General features: G+C 48.3%; 1 protein-coding gene. It reads left to right on the top strand.

All coding sequences use genetic code 11. From position 1 onward, the window contains the following. Nucleotides 1-234 (top strand): hypothetical protein (locus AC0IW9_RS32080; RefSeq protein WP_471652317.1); only part of this gene is annotated, 234 nt, incomplete at both ends.

Genomic DNA, 234 nt, shown 5'->3' with positions numbered 1-234 from the left:
CTCCAGCTGTTTATCCAGGGCGTCGGTAAGCGGGAAACATTTCTTCGTGGAGAGCTTGTTGAGCCTTTCCACTATGGATATGGAGCCACGGTGTACGAACATATGACCGATTACTGGACTCCAGATAACCCCGATGCACGCTACCCGATATTTGCCAATATCGGTTCGCCGTCCAATACAAACAACTGGAGAACTGGTTCTGATCTTTATAAATATGATGCCGCTTATCTGCGC

The sequence above is a fragment of the Belnapia sp. AC561 genome, from assembly GCF_979252845.1.
The sequence above is the reverse complement of the archived record's forward strand: the minus strand, read 5'-3'. Positions and strand labels throughout refer to the sequence as shown.